Origin of the sequence: Fuscovulum ytuae (assembly GCF_029953595.1) — a bacterium.
Classification (GTDB): Bacteria; Pseudomonadota; Alphaproteobacteria; order Rhodobacterales; family Rhodobacteraceae; genus Paragemmobacter; species Paragemmobacter ytuae.
The window spans coordinates 2,975,998-2,999,045 of sequence record NZ_CP124535.1 but is presented as its reverse complement, the minus strand read 5'-3'; the positions used below and the strand labels follow the sequence as shown (position 1 = coordinate 2,999,045).

Sequence of the window (23,048 nt, the reverse complement as noted above, 5' to 3'; positions counted from 1 at the left end):
GAGGCACAGCCGCGCCGGGACGGCAAGTTGTCATCGCTGCGTCGCGGCATGACCCTGCCTTTACGGCCCCACCAAAGGGCTTGACCCGCGCCACGCCGTACCCTCCCATTCCGGCATCAGACAAGCGGGCATCACAGAGGGGAACCCATGTCCAATATCCAGCGCGTCATCCGCGACGGCATCACGCCCGAGGTCGAAAGGCCCGATCCGGCCAAGGTAATTTCCGGCGATCCCGTCCACACGACATGGAGCATCGAGGAACGCGGCAACATCTATTCCGGCCTGTGGCAATCCACCCCCGGCAAGTGGAAGATGTCCTATAGCGAATGGGAATATGTCCATATCCATTCCGGCCATTCCATCCTGACGGACAAAGACGGCAGCGTGACCCACCTGAAGGGGGGCGACAGCTATATCATCCGCCCCGGTTTCGACGGCACATGGGAAGTCGTGGAAACCACGCTGAAAGATTACGTCATCATCACCTGACGGGTCCGCGCAACAAAAAGGGGCACCCCGGCGGGTGCCCCTTTCTGCTTTCCGTTAGGCGGGATCAGCTTGCCGGAACGGCAACCGCTTCCCCGGTCAGTTCGGCCAAGGTCGGGCATTCCGTTTGATCGATGCCGCGATTGCGGCAGATGCGCAGGCGACGGCGTTCGTCCTTGGCAGCCTGGTCCGCCGCAGCCTCGGCGGCAAGGCGTTCGTTTTCCACCCGCTGCGCCTCGGCCTCGGCGATGGCGATTTGGTCGGCTTGGAACTGCGCGCGGTTTTCCGGCGTGTCCGGCACGGCGCGACCATAGGCGTCGTCCATATAAGGACCTTCGGCGGCTAGGCTTTCCTCAGCCGTCCGCACCACGATGCGATCCCCGATCTCGGCATTCTCGAACAGGTGGATGGCATCCTGATTGAACAGGCGGATGCACCCCGCACTGGTTGCCCGCCCGATCGAGGCATTGTCGATCGTGCCATGGATTCGGAACATCGTGTCCCGCCCGCCGCGATACAGATACAGCGCCCGCGCGCCCAAAGGATTGTCCAAGCCACCCGGCAAACCAGCGGCGTAATCGGCATAAAGATCGGGCCGGGTGCGGATCATGTTGGCGGTCGGCTGCCACGACGGCCATTCCTGCTTGCGCCCGACATAGCCGGTGCCACGGAACGAAATCCCCTCACGCCCCACAGCGATGCCATAGCGCATCGCCTGCCCCCCTTCCTGCACGTGATACAGGACGCGGGCATAGGTATCGACGACGATGGTCCCCGGCTCTTCCGACCCGGCATAGGCCACCTCGGTGCGCGGGTTCGCCCCGAACAGATGCAGCGGCTCGACCGCCGGGATCACGTATTCGCCATCCTGCACGGCCTGATAATGCGCAGGCACTTGCGGTTCCGGCGCGGGCGGGGCTTCGCGGCTTGGCCGGTCGGCACAGGCGGCAAGGCCCAGAAGGGCGATCAAGGCGGTCAGTCGGATCAGGAAATTCGGCACGTTGCGCTCCCGGCGCTGGGGTTCGTTCAATGCTAAAAGCACGTTTGAATATGTTCCCGTCAAGCCCTGCTCGCCCGATCCAGGCCGATTTACCCCCCACACCTGCACGTTCCGGGGTGCCCAGCCCGGCAAATCTTTGCTCGACCGACTTGCGGCGCAGCATATCGTGCCCATCTTCGACCGAGACCCGATGGAAAAAGGAGTAGGCCCCATGCAATGCCCGGTGGATAACGAAACCCTCGTCATGGCCGATCGCAATGGGGTTGAAATCGACTATTGCCCGAAATGCCGGGGCGTCTGGCTGGATCGGGGCGAGTTGGACAAGATCATCGAACGAGCAGGCGAAGGCGCGGGCCCGGCCAAAGCAGCAGCACCGCCGCCCCCGCCGCAGCCGCAGGGCTACGCCCCGCCGCCGCAACCCGGCTTTCCGCAGGGGCAGCCCTACCCGCAACAGGGCTATGCCCGTGGCAAATGGGACAGCGACGATCACAACGATGATGAATATTACCGCCGCCACGGCCATTACCCGAAGAAGCGGAAATCGCTTCTGCGCGACATCTTCGACTTCTGAACAATTTCTCTGGTGCCGATCCTCCGACGGCACCTTTTGGCGGGACGGGCGGCCTTCCTTCGGAGGTCGCCCGTTTCGCTTGCGGCCTGTCTGATGACGTGCCACCCCTAGGGCAGGAAGGGGGACCCCATGACGCCGTCGTCACCATGGACAATCACGCGCATCCGGTTGGGCCGCTAGCACCATGCGCCCCGGCCCCCGCAATCTCATCACCGATCTCGCAGGGCTGCGCCTCGGCAACGCCCATGACGCCAACTTGCGGTCAGGCGTCACGGTTCTGACCGCTGACCGCCCCTTCACCGCCGCCGTCAACGTCATGGGCGGCGCACCGGGAACGCGTGAGACGGACCTTCTTGCCCCGGACCGTCTGGTGCAGCAGGTGGATGCGCTCGTCCTGTCAGGCGGGTCGGCCTTCGGGCTGGATGCCTGTTCCGGCGTGGCCGATGGGCTGCGCGCGCAGGGGCGCGGCTTTGCCGTGGGCGATCAGCGCGTCCCTATCGTCCCCGGCGCAATCCTGTTCGACCTGCTGAATGGCGGGGCTAAAGACTGGGACCGCAACCCCTATTCCGCCCTTGGCCGCGCCGCGCTGGCCGCCGCAACAGATACCCCCGCCTTGGGCAGCGCTGGCGCGGGCTATGGCGCGCTGACGGGGCGCTGGAAAGGGGGCCTTGGCTCCGCCTCTGCCATCCTCGCCTCAGGGCATATGGTGGGTGCGGTGGTCGCGGTGAACGCGCTGGGTTCCGCAACCGTGGGGGACGGCCCGCATTTCTGGGCCGCCCCGTGGGAGATGGGAGATGAATTCGGCGGCAAAGGCCCTGCCCCCAACCATGACCCCGGCCACGAACCCCCGCCCATGAAAAGGATGGGAGAGGCCACCACCATCGCCATCGTCGCCACGGATGCCGTGCTCACGCAGGCCGAATGCCGGCGGCTTGCCACAGCCGCACAGGATGGCATGGCGCGCGCGCTTGTCCCTTCCCATACGCTCTTGGATGGCGATCTGGTCTTTGCAGCAAGCACGGGCGCGCGGCCTCTGTCCGATCCGGTGGCTGACAGCTTCGCCCTTGGTCACGCCGCCGCCTGCTGCCTTGCCCGCGCCATCGCACGCGCCGTCTATCTGGCAGATCCGATGCCTGGCGACCGGCAGCCCGCCTACAAGACCCGCTTCACCAGCGGGTAAGCGCCGCCTCATCGGCCTCTTTGGCCGCAACCCATGCCGCGCCATCGGCCCCGATCTCTTTCTTCCAGAAGGGGGCGCGGGATTTCAGGTAATCCATCAGGAATTCTGCCGCCGCAAAAGCATCGGCCCGATGCGGCGCGGCGGTGGCCACCATCATGATCGCCTCACCCACCGCCAGTCGCCCATGCCGATGGATCACCAGCGCGTCGATCAGGGCCCAGCGCTCCATCGCCTGCGCCGCGATCCCGGCAATCGCCTTTTCAGTCATGCCGGGGTAATGTTCGATCTCCATCGCGGCCATAGCTCCATCGCCACGCACCACGCCCGTGAAGGTGACAACCGCGCCCGCGCCACCTGCGCCCGCCGCAAAAGCCCGCGCCTCATCGCCCAGATCAAAGGCCGCTTCCTGCACCGCGATGCGCATGCGTCAGCCCCCCGTCATTGGCGGGAAAAACGCCACCTCGCGCACCCCCGCCAAGGGGGCGTCAAAGGACGAAAGCTCTTGATCCAATGCAACGCGCAGGCTGGCCAAATCGGCAAAGGCCATCTCATAGCGGTCTTCCCGCGCCCGCAACTCTTCCACCAGCTCCATCACAGTCGCTGCCGAAGTCTCAACCCGTTCCTTTGGCAGGCCGATCCGTTCCCGCACCCATGCGAAATAAAGGACATCGATCATGTGCCATCCCTCAGATAGGGCTGCGACTTGCGGAAATAATCCCACCCGGTGACCAGCGTCAGCACCGCCGCAATCCAGATCAGCACCAGCCCCACCAGCGTCGCATAAGACGAACAGCCCCGCGTCCCGCAAGACCGGATCGGATCGGCCAGCCCTTGGCTAACCAGATCTGCATACTGTTCCACCGTCAGGCCCTGACGGGCGATGCCTTCCACATGTTCCAACCCCGTGCCAAGGAACAGGACCGCAATTGCCACCATCTGCGCGGTCGTCTTCCACTTGGCCAGCTTCGTCACCTTCAAAAGCCCAGCCGTGGACCCAAGGAATTCGCGCAGGCCGGAAACGAACACTTCACGGAACAGGATCGCCGTCACAGGCAGGATCAGCCACGGGTTCATCCCCGAATAGCCCGTGATAATGACCAGCGCGATCACCACCATCGCCTTATCGGCAATCGGGTCCAGCATCGCGCCGAATTTCGATTCCTGCTTCCATGCGCGGGCCAGATAGCCATCAAACCAATCCGTCACCGCCGCGCTGACAAATAGCGCCAGTGCCAGCCAATCTGCCCAAGGCCGATGGAAATAAAGGAACATCACCGCCACACCGGGCGCCGCCAGAAGACGGATCACCGTCAGGATATTCGGCAAGTTCCAGTTCATGCGCGCAGGGATAGCAGGGGAACGCCACTAAGTTAAAGAGCAATCACACAGCCGCAAGGTTGACGCGCGCGCGGCGCTTCGCTAGCAGGCCGCCTTCACCGACGGAGGCAAGCATGGCGCGCGGGAAAAAGGGCAGGGCGGTTTCAGGCTGGCTGATCGTGGACAAGCCCGCCGGAATCACCTCCACCGCTGTGGTGAACAAGGTGAAATGGGCGCTGGCCGCCCAGAAGGCAGGCCATGCCGGGACATTGGACCCCGCCGCAACGGGCGTTCTGGCCGTGGCGCTGGGCGAGGCGACAAAGACCGTCCCGCACATCACCGATGCGCTGAAATGCTATCGTTTCATGGTCCGCTTCGGGGCCGCCACCACCACCGACGATGCCGAAGGCGATGTCATCGCGACCGCCGCCACCCGCCCCACGGACGACGCGCTACGCGCCGCCCTTGGCGCCTTCCGGGGTCAGATCGAACAGGTCCCGCCGCAGTTTTCCGCCGTAAAGGTGGATGGCGAACGCGCTTATGACCTTGCCCGTGAGGGCGAAAGGCTTGACCTCGCCCCTCGCCCGCTTTGGGTTGACAGCCTTGAACTGATCGAACGCCCCGATCCCGACCATGCGCTTTTGGAAATGGTCTGCGGCAAAGGCGGCTACGTCCGGTCCATCGCCCGCGATCTGGGCGCGGCGCTTGGCTGCCTTGGCCATGTTCTTTGGCTGCGGCGGGAATGGTCCGGCCCCTTCCATGCCGAAGACGGGATCACCATGGAAATGATTGACCAATTGGCCCAAAGCCCAGAACTCGACACCCACCTCAAACCGCTGGAAATCGCGCTGGACGACCTGCCGCAAGTGACCGCCACGCCAGAGGGCGCGGCGCGCATCAAGAACGGCAATCCCGGGATGGTTATCGCCTCTGGCATCGAATGGGGGACCGAGGTCTGGGCCAGCCATCAAGGCCGCGCCATCGCAATAGGCCGCTATCAGGCGGGCGAACTGCACCCGTCGCGGGTCTTCAACTGACCTCTTCCAACTTCATCTTGGGAAAAATACTCTCAGGGGGTGTGCCACGGCTCGCCACTGGTTCAAGAACCGTGGCAAACGGGGCTGAATGCCCCCAGCGGCCAGCCAAAGGCAAAACCGAATGATCACCCGCCACCACCAGAAGGGCGACGCCGCCTCCACCGCCGTCTATTCACCCTGCGAGTCTTACCGCTATCTCTTGACCCGCGTCTGGAACCCGGCGGGCGAGAGGGCGCTTTTCGTCATGCTCAACCCCTCCACCGCGACCGAATTCCAAAACGACCCTACAGTGGAACGCTGCGAACGCCGCGCCCGCGCCTTGGGCTTTGGGTCATTCCGCGTGACAAATATATTCGCCTTCCGCGCCACCGACCCGCGCGTCATGCGCGCACAGCCCGATCCAGTCGGCCCCGGCAACGACGACGCCATCCGTGATAGCGCCACCGATTGGGCCGACCGCATCCTTTGCGCATGGGGCACGCATGGCACGCATCTGAACCGTGGCCCGCAGGTCGAGGCGCTGCTGCGCGCCACCGGGCGCCCCCTTTACACCCTTGGCCTGTCAAAGGACGGCCATCCGAAACATCCGCTTTATATCGGCTATGAGCAGCAACCGGAGCTTTGGCCATGACCGAAATCCCCGGTTTCACCCGCCGCCGCATCGCCCTGCCCGGCATCGCCCTTTCGATGCAGGAGGCAGGGGCGGGCGATCCCCTGATCCTTTTGCACGGTTTTCCACAAAACGGCCTTTGCTGGCACCACGTGGCCCCCGCCTTCGCAGAGCGATTCCGCGTCATCATCCCCGATCTGCGCGGCTATGGGCAAAGCGATGCGCCCCCGGACGATGCCGCCCACGATGCCTATTCCAAACGGCAGATGGCGAACGATATCGTCGCGCTGATGGATCACCTTGGCCTGCCAGCGGCCCATATCCTTGGGCATGACCGGGGCGCGCGGGTGTCTTATCGCCTTGCACTGGACCATCCCGCGCGTGTGCGGCGGCTGGGCATCATCGAAATCGCGCCAACGGCGGAATATTGGGATGCATGGGGCTATGACCTTGCCATGTCGGCATGGCATTGGACCTTCCTTGCCCAACCTGCCCCGGTGCCTGAACGGATGATCGGCTCTGACCCCGTGGCATGGCTGGACCATACGCTGCAAGGCTGGACGCTGGCCAAATCGCTGGATGCGTTCCCGCCTGCTTCTCTGGCCGCCTATCGCGCGCAGGCGAAGGACAAGGCCCGCATCCATGCCATGTGCGCCGATTACCGCGCCGGGGCCACGACTGACCGCGCGCAGGATATCGCCGACCGTGCGGCAGGCCACCGCATTACGGCACCGCTGCATTTCCTTTGGGGTCGCCACGGCTTTCCCGCCCGGACGGGCGATCCGGCAGGTATCTGGCGGCGCTGGGCCGATCAGGTAACAGACACGTCCTGTGACTCAGGCCATTTCGTGATGGAGGAAAACCCGCAGGCCGTGCTGGATGCCTTCCTGCCCTTCTTCACTCAGGCCGATTGAAGGATCAACTGATCCGCCCGCAATCCCGCCGCGCCAAGAACCCGCGCCACCACATCGCCATCGACAAGGACCAAGGCATCCGCCCCGTCATCCTGCACCGCAACCTCGGGCGGCAGGGCGGTGTCGGATGGATCAAGAACCACGACAAGACGGTCCGCCGAGGGATCGTAATCCATCACCGTCGCAGGCCCGCCTTGCAGCGTATCGGGCATTAGCGTGAAGGTATCCGCGCCTGCGCCCCCTGTGGCGATGGTCCCACCTGTCAGCCGCATCAGATCATCCCCGTCGCCGCCATTTAGGAAATCGGTGCCCGTCCCGGCATTCAGCGTGTCATTCCCTGCGCCGCCATCCAGCGTGTCATTCCCGGCACCACCCGACAGCGCATCATCGCCCCAGCCGCCATCCAGCCAATCATTCCCCGCGCCGCCCAAGGCCGTATCGTCGCCTTCGCCGCCCCAGACTGTGTCATCGCCCTGTCCCCCGGCCATCCGGTCATCACCGGATTGCCCTGCCAGTTGGTCATTCCCGACACCGCCGCGCAGCGTATCGTTCCCGGCACCGCCCTTGAGCAGGTCGTCATCGGCACGGCCATTCAGCAGATCTTCGCCCGCCGCCCCATCAAGTTGGTCATCGCCGCTACCGCCCCAAAGCAAATCATTCCCACCCGCACCGGCCAGCGCGTCCTGCCCGTCACCTCCCATCAAGGTGTCATCGCCCCCGCCGCCGTTCAAAATGTCGCCCCCGACAGTGCCCATCAGGCGCAAGTCGGGATCGGGCAAGTCGGGCAGGTCGTCGGACAAGGCGACGCCCTCTTCGACATAGCTATCGGCCAGCGCCGACTGCACCGCCGCCAGCTCGGCGGTTTCGGCCATCGTGGATTCGGACTGCACGGTTTCCGGCGTGGACAGATCGCCCTGCTCCGCCGCGCCGTCGGCATCAGTGTCAGGCTCTTCTTCCGTGCTGCTGAGAACTGCATCCGCCGCGACACCGGCGGCCAAAAGACCAAGAAGACCCATCAAGGCCAACATGCCACACCCCTGACCACACCCTGCGCATCGCCCCCGATGCAACCCACAGATGTGATGGTGCCAGAATCACCCCAAAGGTTCCACAAAAAGGCTGCCTGCCTTGGCCCCTATCTGCACCTTTGGTAAACGGCGCTTTGAGGCTCAGACAACCACCAGCGGCCTTCTGCAAAAGGGCTTTCCTTTCTGGCAGATTGCCCCTATACGCCCGCATCCGCACCATGTCTTGCGACTCAGGCTGCGGTTTCAACGGCCCTGCTGGACGACATCCCGGCTTGTGCCTTCACCCTCTTAACAGGAGATATCCGATGTCGATCACCGTCGAAGAAAAGACCCGCCTGATCAAGGAATACGCGACCAAGGAAGGTGACACCGGTTCGCCCGAAGTGCAGGTTGCGATCCTGTCGTCGCGCATCGCGACCCTGACCGAGCATTTCAAGACCCACAAGAAGGACAACCACTCGCGTCGTGGCCTTCTGATGCTGGTCGCCCAGCGCCGCAAGCTGCTGGACTATCTGAAGGCCAAGGATGAGGGGCGCTATGCCTCGCTCATCGCGCGCCTCGGCCTGCGCCGCTAAAAGGGCCAGCCGCCGAAACAGGAACGCCCGCGCCATACGCGCGGGCGTTTTTCTTTGTCACAACTGCTTGCCCATTTCTTGAACAGTGGACTTTCCGCTTTCGACAAGCCCCTCAATCTCGCCCGTGATGGCCGATACCTGATTGGCCAGCTTGCGGATTTCCTGCGCCACGATGGCAAAGCCCTGCCCCGCATCCCCCGCCCGTGCCGCCTCGATCGAGGCGTTCAGCGACAGAAGGTTCGTCATCTGCGCGATGGACCCGATGCGTTGGTTGAACTGGATGATATTTCCCAGCAAATCCTGCACCACCTTGATCGTCTGGCCTGCCATCGCCTTCTGCGCGGTGATGTCTTTCAGGAAGGCGGTATATAGCTTCGTGCCGTCATCCAGATCGATCAGGGACAACAGCAGGATCGCCGTGCTGATCTGACCATCCTTGCGATAGATCGGTACTTCGCGGCTGGTGCCGACGATCCTATTCTCACCTGTTTTGCGGTGGCGGTTGACGAAGCCGTCATGATCGCCCTGCATTTGCGGCGGGACCAGCATCTTGACGTTCTGGCCCACCACCTCGGCCGCCTTATACCCCCATAGCTTTTCCGCCGCCGCGTTGAAGAAGGTGACCGTATTCTCGGCATCGATCGACACCACCGCATCCATCGTGCTTTCCAGCGTCTGGCGAATGGCGATGCGGTTCTTGCGGTCTTCGGTCACGTCCCGCACGAAGGCGGCATAGTTCTGTGCCCCTTCTTCGCCGCGCACCTGCAGCAACGACAATGACACCCACAGCTTGCGCCCATCCTTGCGTTCAAGCTGCACCTCGCGTGCCGATCCGACGATGTGGTTCACCTGTGTGCGGCGGTGACGGTTCACCCATGAATCGTGCTGCCCGCGCATATCGACGGGCAGAAGCATCTTGACGTTCTGTCCCATCACCTCTGCGCGGTCATAGCCCCAAAGCCGTTCGGCCGCGGCGTTGAAATAGATGATGCTATTGCGATCATCGATCAGCACGATCGCATGGATCGCCTGATCCAGCACCTGCCGCAGATTGATGCGCTGGTCGAGTGTTGATTGGCCGTCAAGCATCCGGTCCTCCTGCATATGCAGCGCAGGCTGGCCGGGAAAACCTAACATCTGCTTATCGTCAGCACGGCAAAGCGAAAGAATCTGCGTCCTTTCCAAAGCCCCGCTTTTCCTGTATGCGCCGCCCCATCTGCGACGTGAGGCCATGCCCCCGGCCACATGCGAAGGATAGGGGGCGGCGGCAATGGGGCCGCCATGAAAACGGGGGGCCGGCAGGGGCCGGACACCCTCAGATAGGATCCGCTGATGTTCAACGTTATCAAGAAATCGATCCAGTGGGGCAATGAAACGCTCACTCTGGAAACCGGGAAGGTTGCCCGTCAGGCCGACGGCACCGTGATCGCCACGCTGGGCGAAACCTCGGTCATGGCCAACGTAACCTTTGCCAAGCAGGCAAAGCCGGGGCAGGACTTTTTCCCCCTGACCGTGCATTATCAGGAAAAATACTACGCCGCCGGCAAGATTCCGGGCGGCTTCTTCAAGCGTGAGGCGCGTCCTTCGGAAAAGGAAACGCTGACCTCGCGCCTGATCGACCGTCCTTGCCGCCCGCTCTTCGTGGATGGCTTCAAGAACGAAGTTCTGGTGATGGCGACCGTGCTGTCGCATGACCTGCACAACGAACCCGATATCGTGGCGATGATCGCGGCCTCTGCCGCCCTCACCATTTCGGGCGTGCCCTTCATGGGCCCGATCGGCGCGGCGCGCGTCGGCTTCTCGAACGGCGAATACGTTCTGAACCCGTCGGTGGACGATCTGCAGAACCTGCGCAACAACCCGGATCAGCGTCTCGACCTCGTCATCGCGGGGACCAAGGACGCCGTGATGATGGTGGAATCCGAGGCCTATGAACTGACCGAGGCCGAAATGCTCGGCGCGGTGAAGTTCGGCCATGCCGCGATGCAGCCGGTCATCGACCTGATCATCGACCTTGCCGAAGAAGCCGCGAAGGAACCCTTCGACTTCTCGCCGCCGGATTATTCCGACCTCTACGCCCGCGTGAAGGCCGCAGGCGAAACCCAGATGCGCGCCGCTTTCGCCATCAAGGACAAGCAGGACCGCACCAACGCGATCTCTGCCGCCGTGGATGCGATCAAGGCCGCGCTGTCGGACGAAGACAAGGCCGACATCAACCTTGGCTCGGCGATCAAAAAGCTGGAAAGCTCCATCCTGCGTGGCGATATCATCACCGGCGGCGCGCGCATCGATGGGCGCGACAACAAGACCGTGCGTCCGATCATCTCGGAAACCGGCGTCCTGCCGCGCACCCATGGCTCGGCCCTCTTCACCCGTGGCGAAACGCAGGCGTTGGTCGTGACCACGCTGGGCACCGGTGAAGATGAGCAGATCATCGACGCCCTGCACGGCAATTCGCGGTCGAACTTCCTGCTGCACTACAATTTCCCGCCCTATTCGGTCGGCGAAGTGGGCCGCGTCGGCTCCCCCGGACGCCGCGAAATCGGCCACGGCAAACTGGCATGGCGCGCGCTTCAGGCCGTCCTGCCCGCACCGACCGACTTCCCCTACACCATCCGCGTCGTGTCCGAGATCACGGAATCGAACGGTTCCTCCTCGATGGCCTCCGTCTGCGGCGGGTCGCTGTCGATGATGGATGCGGGCGTTCCGCTGAAGGCACCAGTCGCGGGTGTGGCCATGGGCCTGATCCTCGAAGACGATGGCCGCTGGGCTGTGCTGACCGACATCCTCGGCGACGAGGATCACCTGGGCGACATGGACTTCAAGGTCGCAGGCACCGCCGACGGCATCACCTCGCTCCAGATGGATATCAAGGTCGCGGGCATCACGCCCGAGATCATGGAACAGGCGCTGGCACAGGCCAAAGATGGCCGCATGCACATCCTGGGCGAGATGAACAAGGCGCTGTCCGCCCCGCAAGGCTTCAGCGAATACGCGCCCAAGATCGAAACGCTGACCATCCCCACCGACAAGATCCGCGAAGTGATCGGCTCGGGCGGCAAGGTCATCCGCGAGATCGTGGAAACCTCGGGTGCCAAAGTCGACATCAACGACGACGGCGTGATCAAGATCGCGTCGAACTCCGCCGATGCGATCAAGAAGGCCTATGACATGATCTGGTCGATCGTGGCGGAACCCGAAGAAGGCCATATCTACACGGGTCGTGTGGTGAAACTGGTCGATTTCGGCGCCTTCGTGAACTTCTTCGGCAAGCGCGACGGTCTGGTCCATGTGTCCCAGATCGCCAACAAGCGCCTGAACCACCCGAACGAGGTGCTGAAGGAAGGTCAGGAAGTGAAGGTGAAACTCCTCGGCTTCGACGACCGCGGTAAGGTCCGGCTCGGCATGAAGATGGTCGATCAGGAAACCGGCGAAGAGATCGTTGAGAAGAAGGGGGAGACGGAAGAGGCGTAAGGCCTATATCTTTCGGATGATGGAAGGCCCTGGCATCACATGCCGGGGCCTTTTGTCTTGCCGCAGAGGGCAGTTTGTTTCATTAGGAGCAGGACCGTGGTGGTCGCTTAGCCGGTACAGGTGGTGCAGTGACAATTTTTTTCGCAAGCCTTTGTAAATTGCCGCCGTCGCCCACGTGGTGGATTCAGGATGACCGCCAGGATGCCATCTAACCCCGCCCAGAAATCCAGAACTTCCGCCACCAGTTCGGGACTGGTGCGCCTTCTGTCACTCTCACGCATCCATAAACGCCTGCTCCAGATCACGGCGGACAGCTTTCTCATTGTCGGCAGCTTCATCCTTGCGATGGGCCTTCGCTATGACAGCTTTTTCTTCCTGTCCGATCCGCGCATCTGGATTGCCATAGGCCTGACGCTGCCTGTCACGATCCTCGTCTTTGCGGTGACAGGCTTCTACCGGGCAGTCATCCGCTACATCTCGTCCCGCGCCTTCATGACCATCGGACGGGGCATCGCGGTTTCGGCGGTGTTTCTCTTCATCATCTCTCAGCTTCTCACGCTGGCCGTTCCACGCTCCGTCCCCGGCATCTACGCGATGATCGCCCTGATCTCCGTCGGTGGATTGCGCTTCTTCTTGCGCGAACTCTTTCGCCACCAATTGCGGCGCGGCCTGAAACCCGTCCTCGTCTATGGGGCTGGCAGGTCGGGCCAGCAACTCGTCGCCTCGCTGCTCCGAGGCAATGACTATTTGCCGCTGGCGCTAGTAGATGACAATCCTGCGCTCCAAGGAAGTGAAGTAAACGGGCTCCGCGTCATCTCAGCCAAGGAAATGCCCCTGCTGATCGAAAATTTTGGGATTGACCTCGCCTTACTCGCTATGCCGAGCGCACCCCGATCTCTGCGGCGCGAGATTATCGAACATATGGCCGAACTTGATGTGCGCGTCCGCACGGTTCCCAACATGGAAGATATCATCGCCGGAAAGGCGCGCATGTCGGACATCATCGATGTATCCGAGGAAGACCTCCTTGGCCGCGACCCAGTTGCTCCTGTGCCGGAACTGATGTCCGCGAACGTCAACGGCAAGGTGGTCATGGTCACGGGTGCGGGCGGGTCCATAGGCAGCGAACTGTGCCGTCAGATCCTTCGCGAAGGACCGCGCGACCTCATCCTTTTCGAACAGTCCGAAGTGGCGCTTTATACGATTCAGATGGAGCTGCAGGCGCTTGCGGCCACGCTGGCAAACGTCCCGCGCCTGCATCCGGTCCTTGGTTCTGTCCAATCAGAACGCCGCCTGCGCGACACACTGGCGCGCCATACTGTCGATACCGTTTTTCACGCCGCAGCCTACAAGCATGTGCCTCTGGTAGAAGAAAACGTAGCCGAAGGTGTCCGAAATAACGTTTTCGGCACAAAAACCATGCTAGAGGCCGCCATTGCCGCAGGTGTCTCTTCCTTCACCCTCATCTCCACCGACAAGGCTGTCCGTCCAACCAACATCATGGGCGCGTCCAAGCGTTTGGCAGAAATGGTCTGTCAGGCTTTCGCCGAAGTTCAAACCGATACCCGTATCTCCATGGTCCGCTTTGGTAACGTGCTGGGCTCTTCAGGGTCGGTAATCCCTCTGTTCCGACAGCAAATCCAGGCCGGCGGGCCGATCACTGTCACCCATGCCGACATCACCCGCTATTTCATGTCGATCCCCGAGGCGGCACAACTTGTGATCCAGGCCAGCGCAATGGCCCGCGGCGGCGATCTTTTCCTTCTGGACATGGGCCAGCCCGTCCGCATCCTTGATCTGGCGATGCAAATGGCATCCCTGTCCGGTCTGCGCCCCTATATGGAAGAAGACGAGGGGGAAGACGGCGACATAGCAATCCGCTTCACCGGCCTGCGTCCGGGCGAAAAGCTTTACGAGGAATTGCTCATCTCCGCCGATGCCCGGCCAACGGCGCATCCCAAAATCATGTCGGCGCACGAAGATTTCTTCCCGCTGCAGCGTCTGACGCCGCTTTTGGTTGCCTTGGACAAGGCGACAGAAGACGAAGATGTGGCCGCTGTTCAGGATCTCATGCGGCGGGCAGGCACAGGGTATTCGGCAAAGACGGTTGAGTCCAAGGAACCCACAATGACAGGTCCGACAAAGTTACCATCGGTCGCCGGTGGCTGACGCACGCCAACGGGCACGGGTTAGGGGTCGATATGCCGCCTGTCACTCAACGCAAGATGCCTTGGGCCCAGTCTGACATTACGGTCGCAGAACCAACGCTGAGATGATCGTCATCGGAATAGAAGCTCGCGTATTCTGCCCCGATCCGGCAGATGCCTCCCTTTCCACATAGAACGCGGCCCGGATCATGGATCACTACATCAGGATAAACAGCCACTGCCGACCTAAACATCTCTCCGATGGCTGCTCCAAAGACTTGATGGTCCGCTACTGGCAAAGCCATCGCAGTCAGCGCATCATCCTGCCCGGCAAAATATGCCTCAAACACTTCCTTCGGGTCACGAAGTTGATGGGGCACTTGCGTGACAATATGCAACTCGGCACCTGAAGACAGATAGGCCGCAAGTGTCTGGTTCAGTGCAATGGAAAGGACCAGCGTCCTTTCGGCTAGACTTGCTGGCCATTCCCCCCCAAGCGCGCGGATATTCTGGGTGAAGCCACAATCCGGCTTGGGTTCACCGCAAGTGTAATAGTTCCAGCGAGACGCGAAGATGACGGTCTTGATACTCTCTCTCTCGACATAGTCCAAGGCACGTTCTGCCAAGTCCGCGCATTGCTGCGACATCGGCTGGCCCCGCTGCGGCTCTAACCCCAAAAGCAGCGGGCATCCTGACCGAGCGACGAGCCGTCCCGACAGACCCATCTTCCGCGCCGCCGCGTCAATGCTGGCAGCCAAAGCTTCAGCATGACTGTCACCGACCAGCAGAAAGCTTGGCCGCGACCCGTCGACGCCAAGCTGGCACCACGTAGTCGGGTTCATAAATCCGTTCTGGTCTATACAATCGGCCGGACCGGTGCTTGGCTCAAAGACCTCAAAGCTCGCAAAGAAGTCGGACGGAATAGACGGGTAAGCTCCTTCCACCGGCCTAGTGAGAACGACGGTCGCAAGCACAAGAGAACCCACAAGTGGCAGACCGGCCCAGAGATAGAACATGCGGAGCGGCACCGAGTCGCGTCGTCGAAACGGTTGTTCCACCCAACGCCAAGTCAGGGCCGAAAGCACTGCGGTCAGCACCATACCCGACACCATCAACCCGGATGTGCCGGTTCCGTCATTGCCGATCCTCAGAAAGGCGAAGATCGGAAAATGCCACAGATAAAGAGAATATGATGCCAGCCCGACGGCGACCAACGGCCGACTGGCAAGCAGCCGGGTCGCCGGGTCCCAAGGGTTTGCCCAGCCGATGATCAGCACTCCGCCAAGTATCGGCAGGAGTGTGATGATGGAAGGATGCGGTGTGGTCTCGTCAAAAAAGGCAATCGACACCACCACAATCCCCGCGCCAAGGCTGGGCAGATAGCGCGCTGCCGACGGCTGTTCGACCCTGTCACTGTCAAGCAAGACCTGCGCAAGGATCGCACCTATCAAAAGTTCCCACGCCCGCGAGAAGGGCAAAAAGAAGGCTGCTGCATTGTTTGTCGTCACCAAAGTGCTGGCAAGCATCAAGGAAAGCACCGACAGAACGCTAAGGATGCCCATCTGAAACTGTGCGCGCCGTCTCAACAAAAGCAGGGCAAGTGGCAGGACAAGATAGAACTGCTCTTCCACCGAAAGACTCCATGTATGGAGTAGCGGCTGCAACTGGCTAGGTGCGGCGGTGTAGCTGTCCTGAAAAAGAAAATGGATATTGGAAAAGAAGAAAATCGTCGAAACCAACGACTGCGAAAACTCACGCAGCGCTGCGGGCGTCATCAGCAGTACCGCGGCGACAGAGGATGCCACCAAAACACAAACCAACGCCGGAAGGATCCGACGCGCCCGACGTTCGTAGAAGTTCCAAAGGGAAAATCTGCCCTCGCGCAACTCGCTGGTGACAATCCCCCCGATCAGAAAGCCAGAGATCAAGAAGAACAGATCGACGCCAAGGTACCCACCTTGAAGGATACGGTCGCCGCCCACGGTAAACCGCGCATGGTATACAATGACGGACATAACGCAGATTGCCCGCAAACCGTCAATTTCAGGTCTGTACTGCACTTTTGTCTGAACCCTACCTGCCCCACACAAGCACGCACGAAGACGCCGAGAGTTCAACGTGTAATTCCTCCATGGCCCTAATCAAGAAGCAAACATGCCCTTCGGAGCGATCAAACGACGGTCATATTCCTCTTGGTGCAGGCTGACACCCGCCGCTCGGACTGTTGGCATGTCAGGTAGATCTTGTCGCTGCCGACCCCGCACCTGCGAAGAGGCACGAGATGAACGCGGCGGCCACCGTAGCAGAGATGGCATCATATGACTGGCCCTCGGGCATACTAGATTCACCGGTGCGGCAAGACTGCCTTCTCTACTCCATGGACAGCAGCCCCCTGCTCGCCGCAAAATTCTCCCTCCGCCTGCGCCGCGCGCTACTCCCACCGACGGATCTGATTGCTCGCATCAACCTGCGTCATTGCCCCAGCTGATCAGATGCCCCGCACACCTGATTCCGGTGTCCTCAATCGGATTAGAAAATGGTCAGCGCCAATAACCCGCGATATAGGCGACGAGGTCGATCTGCATGTAGAATCCGACGATTGCGGCCTCCTGAAAGATTTCGATTCGGTTCCCTTCACCGATCGGCACATCCACCTCAATATGGTTTAGGTCGTAGGGTGTATAACGCGCTGCCCCGGCAGATTTTCCGGTCGCCGAATGCAACACCTCATTGAGTTCGAAATCACTACCATGAGGGCGCAGCTTTACCTGCAAGCTCCCGTCCAGTTCGTTGTTCGCCCAAGTGACACCTGCCACCTTGGCCTTAAGGTGTAAGCGTACCGCCTTAGCGTCTTTCGGCAGGTTGTAGGGCGGCTTCGTCAAGTCTTCACTTACCAGCCAGCCCGGCACCATGATTGGTTCGACTGGCCTGCTGCCGGTTTCGTGGACACGAAGATAAGATCGTGACCAAGGAACTGGAGAGTGGATATGACGAGACGGAAGTTCAGCCGTGAGTTCAAGATCGAGGCCGTTAGGCTGGTGACGGATCGGGGCGTTGCGGTGGCGCAGGCCGCCCGTGACCTGGATGTGGCCGAGAGCGTTCTTCGCCGCTGGATGCGGGAACTGACCGCGACACCGGCGACGGCGTTTCCCGGGAACGGGCAGATGCGGGCCGATCTGGCTGAGATTGCAGCCCTGAAGAAAGAGGTCGCACGTCTTCGTGCGGAGCGTGACATCCTGAAGAAAGCGGCAGCTTTTTTCGCGCGCGAGGCGACATGAGGTTCGCCTTCATCGCCAAGCATCGCCATATCTGGCCCGTCAGCTGGCTGTGCGAAGTGCTGGAGGTCTCGCAGTCGGGCTTCCACGCCTGGCTCAATCGCCCGACCAGCGCCCGAGAGATCCACGACGAGAAGCTCGTCACGGCGATCGAGACGAGCTTCAAAGCCAGCGACCGGACCTATGGCGCGCGTCGCGTCTGGCGGGATGTCCTTGAAGAGGGGCTTGCCTGTGGCCTGCACCGGATCGAACGGCTGATGCGGATCAATGCCTTGCGGGCGCGGCCCAGACGCCGTGGAAAGCCGAAGGACGATGGGGAAAGGTCGGTCATCGCCGACAACATCCTCGACCGGGACTTCCAGGCCGACCGGGCGAACCAGAAGTGGTTAGCCGACTTCACCTATATCTGGACAGCTGAGGGCTGGCTCTACGTCGCGGTCGTGCTAGACCTGTTCTCGCGCCGCGTGGTCGGTTGGTCCATGAAGGCCGAACGGGATGCATCTCTGGTCATGGATGCGCTTATGATGGCCGTCTGGCGACGTGGCAAAGCCGACGCGCTGCTTCATCACTCGGACCAGGGATCGCAATACACAAGCGAGCAGTTTCAAAGGCTTCTGGCCGACAACGGTATCACCTGCTCGATGAGCCGCGCGGGCAACGTCTGGGACAATTCCGCGATGGAGAGCTTCTTTTCCTCGCTGAAGACCGAACGGGTGGCACGGAAGGTCTACCGCACCCGCAACGAAGCCCGTGCCGATGTCTTCGACTACATCGAGCGCTTCTACAACCCGCGCAGGCGGCATTCGAAACTCGGCTACCTCAGCCCCATGGAGTTCGAGGCCCGCGCTATGCTAGCTTAACCCGCTGTCCACAAAACCGGCAGCAGGCCAGACCCGATAGTCAGGCCCAATGGGATAGCCCCAAGACAGCCAGTCTCTATACATCCCGTCCGCATCTGGAAGACGCAGCGGCAAACTGGCAGACCCCTTCGCATAGCCAAAATATCTACCGAGTGCGACATATTCGTCGGCTGAAGCGGAGCGGACAGTAGATAAGTGGGAAACTGACACGATCAGCGCCATAAGCACGTATAGTTTCATCGCGAAAACTTCCGTTTGAAAGGGTGATCCGAAGAAACAAGTCAATTGCCAAAATTAACCAGCCGGACCTCATACAACCTCTAGCCAACGGGACCATTTGCACCCGATCCGCTTGCCTTAGAATGGCAAGCGAAACTGAAACCTCTGGCAGCCTACGTGGGTTTTCGGGACTAAAGACGTCTAGGAAGGGCCATACAATCCTTATGTCCCAAAAACCCACCGCGCCTCATAGTCTACCCCAACGGGCACGCACAAATTGCCGCAAGCATCCCCTTATCGGCTAGCAAAGAAGTAGATTTCTTTCCGCGTGGCTTTGCCTTCGAACACACATGTAAAGGCAGCGCGGGTGGACACCACCCACTCAAACGCTTCGAAAACAGAGCGTGCCTTGCCGGACATTCTCCAAGCTCGCCCCGCACGACCGGATATTCCCATGGTCGACACTTCAACTATGTCCATCTCGCAGGGCTTTCAAGCCTACTACCCTCAGAATGACATTTCTGCTTATGCGGCTCTCCGCACAGAAATTTGCGAGGGAGGGGGTGCATTTCGACCCAGTACCGGACAGACCTGCCATATCATCTGGCACAAGCCAGCAACTGTCTGCTATAGGCGCGCATAGATCCGTGCCGAAGTCAGTAGTATAGGAAAGGACCACTGTGGCTCGTAAACAAAGTGCGCTGGACATAAGCCGGAACCTCGACATGTCGATGTTCGCACCGGGTGCAAACAATCCGCCGCGCAAATACGGCCTTCCCGCGACGGTAGCTTTCTGCACATGCTGTGGTGTGTCGAACCAGCGCCCGAACTCGGCCGTCGAATTCCAGCACACCGCCGACTCCGAAAAAAAGACGATCAACTTCGACGAGAACGGCGTTTGCGATGCCTGCCGCACTGCGGCCCGCAAGGCCGCGGAAATCGACTGGGACGAACGCGAGGCCAAACTGGTCGCCCTCTGCGACCGCTTTCGCAGCCGGAACGGGTCTTATGACTGCCTTGTTCCCGGATCAGGCGGAAAGGACAGCTTCTACCAGTCTTGGGTCCTGAAATACAAATACGGGATGAACCCGCTGACGGTCACTTGGGCACCGAACATCTATACCGAATGGGGTCGGTCGAACTTTGATTCCTGGATTCATTCCGGAATGGACAACTATATGATGACGGCGTCCGGCAGGTCGAAACGCCTGCTTACCCGTCTGGCGGTCGAAAACATCTTTCACCCATTCCAGCCGTTCATCATCGGGCAGAAGTGCTTTGCTCCTAAGATGGCCATCATGTTCAAGATCCCGCTGGTCTTCTATGGCGAGAATGAAGCTGAATACGGCAACCCGATTGAAGACAATACGGATGCCCAGCGATCATATGACTATTTCGCCGCCTCCGGTGATGAAAATATGTTCCTTGGCGGAGAAAGCGTGGCTAGCCTGAAAGAGAATTTCGGAATGACGCAGGCCGACCTCAGCCCCTATCTGCCGTCCGACGTCGCCCCGCTCAAGGAACTGGGGGCCGAAGTTCATTATCTTGGTTACTATCTGAAATGGCACCCACAGGCTGCCTATTACTTCGCGGTCGAAAATGGTGGCTTCAAGGCATCGCCGGAACGCACAGCAGGGACCTACTCCAAATATAACTCTATCGACGACAAGATCGACGACTTCCACTACTACACGACCTACATAAAGTTCGGCATTGGCCGAGCCACCTATGATGCCAGCCAAGAGGTACGGTCGGGCGATCTGACACGGGACGAGGCGGTAGCCCTGATCCGTCGTTATGACGGTGAATTCCCGGAACGCTGGGCTGACGAGATTTTCCGTTACCTCTCTATTGACGAGAAAAGTTTTCCCAAGGCCCATAGAATGTTCGAGCACCCGGAAATGAACCGGGCTTATTTCGAAGCATTGTCCAACAAATTCCGATCACCGCACCTTTGGCAGCATGACGAGAATGGTTGGTCGCTTCGTCAGCGCATTGATCGTCTCTGATAGGGGCGCTCAGATGAAAAGAAGTTTCCGTTTGATTCCACGCCTAGATGTAAAGATGGAGTGGTTGATCAAAGGCGTCCAAATGGAAGGTTGGCGCAAGGTCGGTGATCCTGCTGCATATGCTGCCGAATATGCGGTCGCCGGGGCCGACGAACTTTTATTCATGGATGTTGTGGCCAGCTTATATGAGCGCAACAGCCTGCACGATATACTCCGCAATGTTGCATCGTCGGTCTTCATCCCTATGACAGTCGGCGGAGGCATCCGTACGGTCGAAGATGTTAGCGACATGTTGGCGTGTGGGGCAGATAAGGTGGCAATCAACACAGCCGCAACCCGCAACCCTGACCTCATCACAGAGGTTGCGAATCGGTTCGGCTCTCAGGCAACCGTGGTGTCGATTGAGGCGGTCAAGCATTCAGGCACTTGGATGGCGATGACCGATAATGGCCGTAATCACACCGGGCGCGATGCCGTGAAATGGGCAAAAGAAGCGGCAGAAAAGGGCGCGGGTGAAATCATCATCACCTCGGTTAATCAGGATGGACTTGGAACCGGTTACGACATCGAACTCGTCAAGTTAATCACCGAACAGGTGCGGGTCCCTGTGGTCTGTGGCGGCGGGCTCGGCACCACCGAGCATCTACGTGACCTTGTCATGCAGACCGATGCGTCGGCGGCTTCCATAGCGCAGGCCCTGCATTGGAAAAAGCTGCAATTGGACGACCTTCGCAGCACCCTTGAGGATACCGGCTGCTTCGTCCGTAAGCTGACCTGAGGCTGCGAGGGGGCAAGCGATGCTGGCAGGTGTTTCCTCTCCGATCTGTCTCTTTGGCGCAGGTGGCCATGGGCGGGGTATCGCTGCGCAGGTCGCCCGCGTGACAGGGCGCATGCCGATCTTCGCCGATGAGTCGCTTCCCATCGGCACAGCGGTGGCCGGAACAACGGTCAGCTTTGTCAAACTTGACGATATCGGTGCGCATCCCTTGATCGTGACTGTCGGGTCCGCTGCCCACCGGCGGGCCATACAGGAACGCGCATACAAACACGGCTTAACAGTGACACACTTCATTGCGGACGTTGATCGCTTCTTCGGTAATCCACCGGGGCGGGGAAGTGTTGTCCTCTCGGGTGCAGTAGTGAATGCGGAAACCCAAATTGCGGAAGGCGTTATCATCAATAACGGGGCCATTGTTGAACATGGCTGCAAGATTGGCGACTACTGCCATATTGCACCGGGGGCCGTTATCGCGGGCGATGTTGAAATAGACTCTGATGTCTGGGTCGGCGCGAATGCAACCGTCCTGCAGGGCCTGCGTATCTGCGCGCATGTCACGATCGGGGCTGGTGCCGTGGTGACCAAATCGATAAGCCGTCCGGGTGTTTATGTCGGCCAGCCTGCGCGCCGGATGGAACCGACAGTGATATGAATGGTGCATGAGGAACCTGCGAATGGCCTCCAAATCCTGCGTCATCATCGACTACGGTATCGGAAATGTCTTTTCCGTGTCGCAGGCGCTTGCGCATCTGGATGCTTCGGTCACCCTGACATCGGATCCTGCTGCCATCCGCGCCGCTGATCGCGTGATCCTTCCGGGCGTCGGTGCCTTTGGTCGTGCGGTAGATACCTTGCGGGCCATCCATATGGATGAGGTCATCTTTGACTTCATCAATACGGGCCGACCTTTCCTTGGAATCTGTGTTGGCATGCAGGTGATGATGGAACACGGCCTCGAATTCGGCACGCATCAGGGGCTTGGACTTTTCAAGGGTACAGTCGAACAGATCGACCTGAAGGACAGCGACAACAAACCGCTTCGCGTGCCACTGATCGGCTGGAATTCGGTCCGCCAGACCGCGCCGGGACGTTGGCAGGACACACCTTTCGCAACTGTGTCGGAAGGGTCGGATTTCTATTTCGTCCACAGCTATGCCGCCAAGGTGACAGATCCGCTGGACGTGGCCGCAATCGCACATGCCGGGGCAGGGGTGATCACTGCAGCGGTTCAGCGCGACAATATCACGGGGGTCCAGTTCCACCCAGAACGGTCGGCCGATGCCGGGCGGGCCTTCCTTTCCGGCTTCCTCGCGCAATGACCCGCGGCTATCCGCAGGCCAGATCTCTTGACGTGCTCTTTGTCACCTACGGGGGCGGGCATGTTCAGATGGTGCTTCCGGTCGCGCATCGCCTTGCACTTGATCTGACCCGCAACTGGTCTTTCATCCAGCCGCGACCGGAGCCGGTAGCTTGATGATCCGACCCCCAACGTTGGACCGCCCGAAGGCAGAGTTTTCCGGTACACGACAACGCGAGGCGCCAACCGCGACAGAAACTCCAGAAGCCGA

Annotated in this window: 22 protein-coding genes and 1 pseudogene; 15 read left to right on the top strand and 8 right to left on the bottom strand. The window is 60.6% G+C overall.

Annotated features, from left to right (window positions below; translation table 11 throughout):
* Positions 1–147 precede the first annotated feature (147 nt).
* Positions 148–489, top strand: coding sequence for a cupin domain-containing protein (locus QF092_RS14395; protein ID WP_281464816.1), 342 nt, complete (start codon positions 148–150; stop codon positions 487–489).
* Positions 490–769: 280 nt separating this feature from the next.
* Here the strand turns inward: QF092_RS14395 and QF092_RS14390 are convergent.
* Positions 770–1,471, bottom strand: a pseudogene (locus tag QF092_RS14390) (L,D-transpeptidase); the annotation flags it as partial.
* Positions 1,472–1,697: 226 nt separating this feature from the next.
* Between QF092_RS14390 and QF092_RS14385 the strand changes: the two are divergent.
* Entirely contained in the window at positions 1,698–2,057 is a 360-nt protein-coding gene (locus QF092_RS14385; RefSeq protein WP_281464814.1) for a TFIIB-type zinc ribbon-containing protein, read from the top strand.
* Positions 2,058–2,241: 184 nt separating this feature from the next.
* Positions 2,242–3,237 carry a P1 family peptidase gene (locus QF092_RS14380; RefSeq protein ID WP_281464812.1) on the top strand — a complete coding sequence of 332 codons (996 nt, stop codon included), beginning with the start codon at positions 2,242–2,244 and terminating at the stop codon, positions 3,235–3,237.
* On the opposite strand, the gene QF092_RS14375 is transcribed toward QF092_RS14380, so the two are convergent.
* Genes QF092_RS14375 through pgsA form a run of 3 tightly spaced genes read right to left on the bottom strand, consistent with a single transcriptional unit; the run spans position 3,224 to position 4,575 of the window.
* On the bottom strand, positions 3,224–3,661 hold the full coding sequence (locus QF092_RS14375; RefSeq protein ID WP_281464810.1) for a molybdenum cofactor biosynthesis protein MoaE: 438 nt from the start codon (positions 3,659–3,661) through the stop codon (positions 3,224–3,226). The genes QF092_RS14380 and QF092_RS14375 overlap by 14 nt on opposite strands.
* A 3-nt stretch (positions 3,662–3,664) precedes the next feature.
* On the bottom strand, positions 3,665–3,913 hold the full coding sequence (moaD, locus tag QF092_RS14370; protein WP_281464808.1) for a molybdopterin converting factor subunit 1: 249 nt from the start codon (positions 3,911–3,913) through the stop codon (positions 3,665–3,667).
* Complete coding sequence (gene pgsA / locus QF092_RS14365; RefSeq protein ID WP_281464806.1) at positions 3,910–4,575, bottom strand: CDP-diacylglycerol--glycerol-3-phosphate 3-phosphatidyltransferase; 666 nt, start codon at positions 4,573–4,575, stop codon at positions 3,910–3,912. The genes moaD and pgsA overlap by 4 nt, the downstream gene beginning before the upstream one ends.
* A 113-nt stretch (positions 4,576–4,688) precedes the next feature.
* On the opposite strand from pgsA, the gene truB reads away from it, so the two are divergent.
* From truB to QF092_RS14350, 3 genes are all read left to right on the top strand, one after another.
* A complete protein-coding gene (gene truB, locus QF092_RS14360) occupies positions 4,689–5,591 on the top strand; it encodes a tRNA pseudouridine(55) synthase TruB (RefSeq protein WP_281464804.1) in 903 nt (300 codons plus the stop codon).
* A 121-nt stretch (positions 5,592–5,712) separates the two neighbouring features.
* A complete protein-coding gene (locus QF092_RS14355) occupies positions 5,713–6,222 on the top strand; it encodes a DUF1643 domain-containing protein (protein ID WP_281464802.1) in 510 nt (169 codons plus the stop codon).
* Positions 6,219–7,115, top strand: coding sequence for an alpha/beta fold hydrolase (locus tag QF092_RS14350; protein WP_281464800.1), 897 nt, complete (start codon positions 6,219–6,221; stop codon positions 7,113–7,115). The genes QF092_RS14355 and QF092_RS14350 overlap by 4 nt, the downstream gene beginning before the upstream one ends.
* On the opposite strand, the gene QF092_RS14345 is transcribed toward QF092_RS14350, so the two are convergent.
* Positions 7,103–8,143, bottom strand: coding sequence for a calcium-binding protein (locus tag QF092_RS14345; protein WP_281464798.1), 1,041 nt, complete (start codon positions 8,141–8,143; stop codon positions 7,103–7,105). The genes QF092_RS14350 and QF092_RS14345 overlap by 13 nt on opposite strands.
* A 305-nt stretch (positions 8,144–8,448) precedes the next feature.
* Between QF092_RS14345 and rpsO the strand changes: the two genes are divergently transcribed.
* Positions 8,449–8,718, top strand: coding sequence for a 30S ribosomal protein S15 (gene rpsO, locus QF092_RS14340; RefSeq protein ID WP_101919393.1), 270 nt, complete (start codon positions 8,449–8,451; stop codon positions 8,716–8,718).
* Between the two features lie 57 nt (positions 8,719–8,775).
* Here rpsO and QF092_RS14335 read toward each other — a convergent pair whose 3' ends face one another.
* Entirely contained in the window at positions 8,776–9,807 is a 1,032-nt protein-coding gene (locus QF092_RS14335; RefSeq protein ID WP_281464795.1) for a PAS domain S-box protein, read from the bottom strand.
* Between the two features lie 243 nt (positions 9,808–10,050).
* On the opposite strand from QF092_RS14335, the gene pnp reads away from it, so the two are divergent.
* Entirely contained in the window at positions 10,051–12,192 is a 2,142-nt protein-coding gene (pnp, locus tag QF092_RS14330; RefSeq protein ID WP_281464793.1) for a polyribonucleotide nucleotidyltransferase, read from the top strand.
* Between the two features lie 255 nt (positions 12,193–12,447).
* Positions 12,448–14,361, top strand: coding sequence for a polysaccharide biosynthesis protein (locus QF092_RS14325; RefSeq protein WP_281464791.1), 1,914 nt, complete (start codon positions 12,448–12,450; stop codon positions 14,359–14,361).
* A 46-nt stretch (positions 14,362–14,407) separates the two neighbouring features.
* Here QF092_RS14325 and QF092_RS14320 read toward each other — a convergent pair whose 3' ends face one another.
* Positions 14,408–16,399 (bottom strand): acyltransferase family protein, encoded by a 1,992-nt coding sequence (locus QF092_RS14320; RefSeq protein WP_420026467.1) that lies wholly within the window; start codon positions 16,397–16,399, stop codon positions 14,408–14,410.
* Between the two features lie 480 nt (positions 16,400–16,879).
* Positions 16,880–17,251, bottom strand: coding sequence for a hypothetical protein (locus tag QF092_RS14315; protein ID WP_281464786.1), 372 nt, complete (start codon positions 17,249–17,251; stop codon positions 16,880–16,882).
* 75 nt (positions 17,252–17,326) lie between these two features.
* Here QF092_RS14315 and QF092_RS14310 point away from each other — a divergent pair.
* The 6 genes from QF092_RS14310 (at position 17,327) to QF092_RS14285 (ending at position 22,954) form a co-directional block, all read left to right on the top strand.
* Positions 17,327–18,474, top strand: a protein-coding gene (locus tag QF092_RS14310) for an IS3 family transposase (protein ID WP_281464784.1) whose coding sequence is annotated in 2 segments (ribosomal slippage) — positions 17,327–17,588 and positions 17,588–18,474 — 1,149 coding nt in all. Because the reading frame shifts where the segments join, the coding sequence is not laid out codon by codon here.
* Between the two features lie 944 nt (positions 18,475–19,418).
* Entirely contained in the window at positions 19,419–20,702 is a 1,284-nt protein-coding gene (locus tag QF092_RS14305; RefSeq protein ID WP_281464782.1) for an N-acetyl sugar amidotransferase, read from the top strand.
* Positions 20,665–21,480 carry an imidazole glycerol phosphate synthase subunit HisF gene (hisF, locus tag QF092_RS14300; protein WP_281464780.1) on the top strand — a complete coding sequence of 272 codons (816 nt, stop codon included), beginning with the start codon at positions 20,665–20,667 and terminating at the stop codon, positions 21,478–21,480. The genes QF092_RS14305 and hisF overlap by 38 nt, the downstream gene beginning before the upstream one ends.
* 19 nt (positions 21,481–21,499) lie before the next feature.
* Positions 21,500–22,132 (top strand): NeuD/PglB/VioB family sugar acetyltransferase, encoded by a 633-nt coding sequence (locus QF092_RS14295; RefSeq protein WP_281464778.1) that lies wholly within the window; start codon positions 21,500–21,502, stop codon positions 22,130–22,132.
* A gap of 22 nt (positions 22,133–22,154) precedes the next feature.
* Positions 22,155–22,799, top strand: coding sequence for an imidazole glycerol phosphate synthase subunit HisH (hisH, locus tag QF092_RS14290; RefSeq protein ID WP_281464776.1), 645 nt, complete (start codon positions 22,155–22,157; stop codon positions 22,797–22,799).
* Positions 22,796–22,954: a hypothetical protein gene (locus QF092_RS14285; RefSeq protein WP_281464774.1), complete on the top strand. Its 159-nt coding sequence runs from the start codon at positions 22,796–22,798 to the stop codon at positions 22,952–22,954. The genes hisH and QF092_RS14285 overlap by 4 nt, the downstream gene beginning before the upstream one ends.
* The last annotated feature ends 94 nt before the right edge of the window (positions 22,955–23,048 follow it).

Coding starts and splice junctions, on each gene's coding strand:
- QF092_RS14305 (WP_281464782.1), top strand. CDS start 19,419: ATGTCGATGTTCGCACCGGGTGCAAACAATCCGCCGCGCAAATACGGC.
- hisH (WP_281464776.1), top strand. CDS start 22,155: ATGGCCTCCAAATCCTGCGTCATCATCGACTACGGTATCGGAAATGTC.
- QF092_RS14395 (WP_281464816.1), top strand. CDS start 148: ATGTCCAATATCCAGCGCGTCATCCGCGACGGCATCACGCCCGAGGTC.
- rpsO (WP_101919393.1), top strand. CDS start 8,449: ATGTCGATCACCGTCGAAGAAAAGACCCGCCTGATCAAGGAATACGCG.
- QF092_RS14345 (WP_281464798.1), bottom strand. CDS start 8,143: ATGTTGGCCTTGATGGGTCTTCTTGGTCTTTTGGCCGCCGGTGTCGCG.
- hisF (WP_281464780.1), top strand. CDS start 20,665: ATGGTTGGTCGCTTCGTCAGCGCATTGATCGTCTCTGATAGGGGCGCT.
- moaD (WP_281464808.1), bottom strand. CDS start 3,913: ATGATCGATGTCCTTTATTTCGCATGGGTGCGGGAACGGATCGGCCTG.
- QF092_RS14285 (WP_281464774.1), top strand. CDS start 22,796: ATGACCCGCGGCTATCCGCAGGCCAGATCTCTTGACGTGCTCTTTGTC.
- QF092_RS14335 (WP_281464795.1), bottom strand. CDS start 9,807: ATGCTTGACGGCCAATCAACACTCGACCAGCGCATCAATCTGCGGCAG.
- QF092_RS14295 (WP_281464778.1), top strand. CDS start 21,500: ATGCTGGCAGGTGTTTCCTCTCCGATCTGTCTCTTTGGCGCAGGTGGC.
- QF092_RS14375 (WP_281464810.1), bottom strand. CDS start 3,661: ATGCGCATCGCGGTGCAGGAAGCGGCCTTTGATCTGGGCGATGAGGCG.
- QF092_RS14385 (WP_281464814.1), top strand. CDS start 1,698: ATGCAATGCCCGGTGGATAACGAAACCCTCGTCATGGCCGATCGCAAT.
- pnp (WP_281464793.1), top strand. CDS start 10,051: ATGTTCAACGTTATCAAGAAATCGATCCAGTGGGGCAATGAAACGCTC.
- QF092_RS14355 (WP_281464802.1), top strand. CDS start 5,713: ATGATCACCCGCCACCACCAGAAGGGCGACGCCGCCTCCACCGCCGTC.
- QF092_RS14315 (WP_281464786.1), bottom strand. CDS start 17,251: ATGGTGCCGGGCTGGCTGGTAAGTGAAGACTTGACGAAGCCGCCCTAC.
- pgsA (WP_281464806.1), bottom strand. CDS start 4,575: ATGAACTGGAACTTGCCGAATATCCTGACGGTGATCCGTCTTCTGGCG.
- QF092_RS14380 (WP_281464812.1), top strand. CDS start 2,242: ATGCGCCCCGGCCCCCGCAATCTCATCACCGATCTCGCAGGGCTGCGC.
- truB (WP_281464804.1), top strand. CDS start 4,689: ATGGCGCGCGGGAAAAAGGGCAGGGCGGTTTCAGGCTGGCTGATCGTG.
- QF092_RS14350 (WP_281464800.1), top strand. CDS start 6,219: ATGACCGAAATCCCCGGTTTCACCCGCCGCCGCATCGCCCTGCCCGGC.